Annotated in this window: 4 protein-coding genes; 1 reads left to right on the top strand and 3 read right to left on the bottom strand. The window is 41.6% G+C overall.

The annotated features are described in order from the left end of the window. Positions 1–253 precede the first annotated feature (253 nt). The gene (locus tag PSE7429_RS22250) at positions 254–1,033 is read right to left on the bottom strand and encodes an ABC transporter permease (protein ID WP_009629645.1); all 780 of its coding nucleotides are present in this window, start codon (positions 1,031–1,033) and stop codon (positions 254–256) included. A gap of 132 nt (positions 1,034–1,165) precedes the next feature. Here PSE7429_RS22250 and PSE7429_RS22245 point away from each other — a divergent pair, with 132 nt between their 5' ends. Further along, entirely contained in the window at positions 1,166–2,224 is a 1,059-nt protein-coding gene (locus PSE7429_RS22245; protein WP_009629644.1) for an AI-2E family transporter, read from the top strand. Positions 2,225–2,253: 29 nt separating this feature from the next. Here PSE7429_RS22245 and PSE7429_RS22240 read toward each other — a convergent pair whose 3' ends face one another. Together PSE7429_RS22240 and PSE7429_RS26705 are read right to left on the bottom strand one after the other, a co-directional pair. Then, positions 2,254–2,508, bottom strand: a complete 255-nt coding sequence (locus tag PSE7429_RS22240; protein WP_009629643.1) for a YciI family protein — start codon at positions 2,506–2,508, stop codon at positions 2,254–2,256. A gap of 251 nt (positions 2,509–2,759) precedes the next feature. Beyond that, positions 2,760–2,933 carry a hypothetical protein gene (locus tag PSE7429_RS26705; RefSeq protein WP_009629642.1) on the bottom strand — a complete coding sequence of 58 codons (174 nt, stop codon included), beginning with the start codon at positions 2,931–2,933 and terminating at the stop codon, positions 2,760–2,762. Between the last annotated feature and the right edge of the window lie 298 nt (positions 2,934–3,231).

Genomic DNA, 3,231 nt, shown 5'->3' with positions numbered 1-3,231 from the left:
CGCATGCTCCGCATGCGCTACAGCTTTTGGGTTTTAATTATGTCCAGCTACTTAGCAACGTAAGGTTTGCTTAGGACATAAAGCCCAAAAGATGAGTGGCGGCGCTTCGCGCCGCCACTCATCTTTTGGGCTTGTTATAGTCCCGATTCACGAAAGTGTGACAACACTTTTGTGAATTAAATACCAAATCTAGTAAGGGTTTGAAAAAATAAAAATGGCGTAGCCATTTTTATTTTTCGTATTAGAGATTTATTTAGAGATGACTTTCGCTTTTTAACATGCGTTTATAGGCTAGCCACCCTGATGCGATCGCTACGACAAAAAATCCTACTAAAAATCGCAGATGCAGCATCATATCTGTACTGGTAATACTTTTACTATTAGTCGATAGCGCCGTAAAAGCTTCACTCATGTGGTAGACAGGATTAAATTGGGTAATTAAAAGTAAATCTTTAGACAAAAAAGTCGTCGGGAAAAATGCCCCGCCCAAAATCAATAGCGGTACGCCCACCCCCGCCACTAGGGAATTAACATCTTCTACCTTGCGCGCAAATTTGGTGGCAAGGACAAATCCCATCCCCACATAGGAGCCAATACTTGCCAAAATCACTAAAATCCCCAAGGCGATCGATCCACTAAACCGCACTTCCCAAAAGGCGGCAACAGTATAAACAATGAGGGTCTGTCCGAGCCCAATGGTGGCATAGGCAAAGAAAATCCCTAAAAAGTAGGAGACCCCATTGATCGGGGAAATGAGTAACCGCTTAATCGTCAGGCTTTCTCTCTCTGAAACGATGGTGGACATCGTGCCCCCAAGGCAACTAAAAAATAATGCCGAACCAATTAAAGTCGCAGGAGCAGAAAGTTTAAAAGATTCCATCGTGGTAATTTTAGACCCCTCCGCTAAGACAAAACCATTTAGCAACAGCATCGAAATGGGAAAGATCACCCACAGGAGTAAAGTACGATAGGTGCGAAATAATTCCAGTAAAATACGTCGCCCGATCGCGATCGCTTCATACCCGTAATTCATGTGAAATTTTTAGTGATTGAGTATCTTGCTATGGTAATTATAGGTAGAGGCGGTAAGAAGCGCTTCTATCTTCTTGATCACTAATTTGATCACTGACTTGATTCCTGAACAGTTAGAGACGACATCACAACTGTGTTAAATGGCAAAACTCCGCTTGGTAAATATCTACAACGCATTTTAATTATTGCTGTTGCGATTTATCTTGTCTTTAGATTACGGCAGACAGTGCAATTATTGCTGACTAGCTTGTTTTTAGCAGGTGCAATTACGCCTATTATCGAGCAAATGACCAATTTTCGGATTAAGGTCAAGCAATGGGAAATCGGCTTAAATCGGATCTGGGCGGTGTCCCTGCTCTATTTATTTTTGTTGATCGTGATAGTTTTGGCGATCGCCCCTGCACCGCAAATCATTCAGGAATTAGGACAATTTTTTATTAAATTGCCAAATCTACTAGAGCAGATCCAGCTCCCGAAAAGCGGTATTGCAAATTTTAGCCAAGACCAGCTCAATCACATTTTGCAAACTCAACCATTAATCGATCAAGCTCAAAATTTTGGCAAGGACATAGTTAGTCAAACCTTTGTATTCACCTTGCAAGTTGTCAATGCGATCGGTGTTGGTGTTTTAAGCATGTTGCTTGCGGCCTACATGGTGGTTCATTCAGACAGCTTGCTAAGAAGGTGCTTACGTCCCTTTTCTAAACAGATTCGCCAAGAGGTCGAAATTCTCATTCCCCCGATTACCAGATGTTTGGGAGCCTATGTGGTGGGTAGGGTTGGTACTTCTAGTTTGCTAGGGTTTTGCACCTATCTAACCCTATCGATTTGTGGAATTCCTTATGCAGGAGCCTTGGGACTATTGGTAGCGATCGCCAATCTCGTTCCCTATATCGGTGGTTTAATGGCGCTTGCCGCAATTTTTATAGCAGCATGGGGAGTTGATTTTAATCGAGGGGCGATCGCCCTATTTATTTGCTTTGCATTACAACAAATCGAGGCTTTTATCTTGCAACCTTGGCTAGTTGCACCCTATTTAAACCTCGATCCCTTTGAGCTTTTACTTTCAATTATTGTGGGAGCGGAGCTTTTTGGCGTTGTGGGCGCAATTATCGCTCCTCCGATCGCAGGTACGAGCCGTATTCTTTTTAAGCACTTTGCCGTTAGTACCACCAATACCGATAACGAATAAAAGGGCGCTTTGCGCCCTTCTATTCAACTTTAGTAGACCTGAATCCATTCATGGATTTGGTAATCTGTCCAAATACCGTTTTGCCAATAGGGATCAGACTCGACCAATTTTTTTGCCGCCGCCACATCGGGGGCGACGTATATGGCGAATACTTTGGTCACATCCTGTGTGGGACCAACCGTTAGCAATGTCCCCATCTCATGCAAAGCCTTGAGGTTGTCAAGATGGGCTTGGCGAAAGGGCACACGTTTTTCAAGAACGTTTTCGCAGTAGCTGCCCCACATAACAAATTTTTTTAGTTCAGTACTCAATTTCCTAGCTATCCCCAATTTATAGTAACTATTTCTGAATAAGTAAGTGGGCTTAATTAAATATAAAACCCTAAAACCTGCGGCGTACGCTGCGCGTACGCCGCAGGTTTTAGATCTAGATTTTAATTATGCTAAGGTACTTAATCCTAATTAAATCCTCATAAATAAGAGCGTGCATTGCACGCTCTTATTTATGAGGATTGATATTTATTTTAATTATTATTTTAATTAAAAAACAACCGATCTACGATCAAAGCAACAGTAGTAGCAAAAATAGTTACTCCAAACGCAACAATGATATTTTGTCCTTGACTAACACTGAAACAGGCTACCGCTCCAGCTCCCAAACCTGCGGTAACTGCGGCAACTACAGGATCTTTAGCTGATTTATTGTACATTTTAAAACCACCGAACTTTAACGAATAAAAATTTTTAATGCTTAATAATTGCTAGCCTAACAGTAGCGACTCAAAAGCATTGACAGTTCTCAATAATTCTTCTTGCTCGCCAAGATTTTCTTAATATTCGGTTACAAAATTAGATGCAAATCTAGTTGCAAGTTTCATTACTATTCATTACCAATAAGCGCCGCGATCGCTAAAGTTGGGAGCATCTCAATTAGGCACTGAGTAAATATACTTAGGCAAGATTGAGGTTGAGATAAGCGCAACGATGTTTAAGAACTTGGGGAAGATT

The organism is Pseudanabaena biceps PCC 7429, assembly GCF_000332215.1.
GTDB lineage: Bacteria > Cyanobacteriota > Cyanobacteriia > Pseudanabaenales > Pseudanabaenaceae > Pseudanabaena > Pseudanabaena biceps.
The sequence above is the reverse complement of the archived record's forward strand: the minus strand, read 5'-3'. Positions and strand labels throughout refer to the sequence as shown.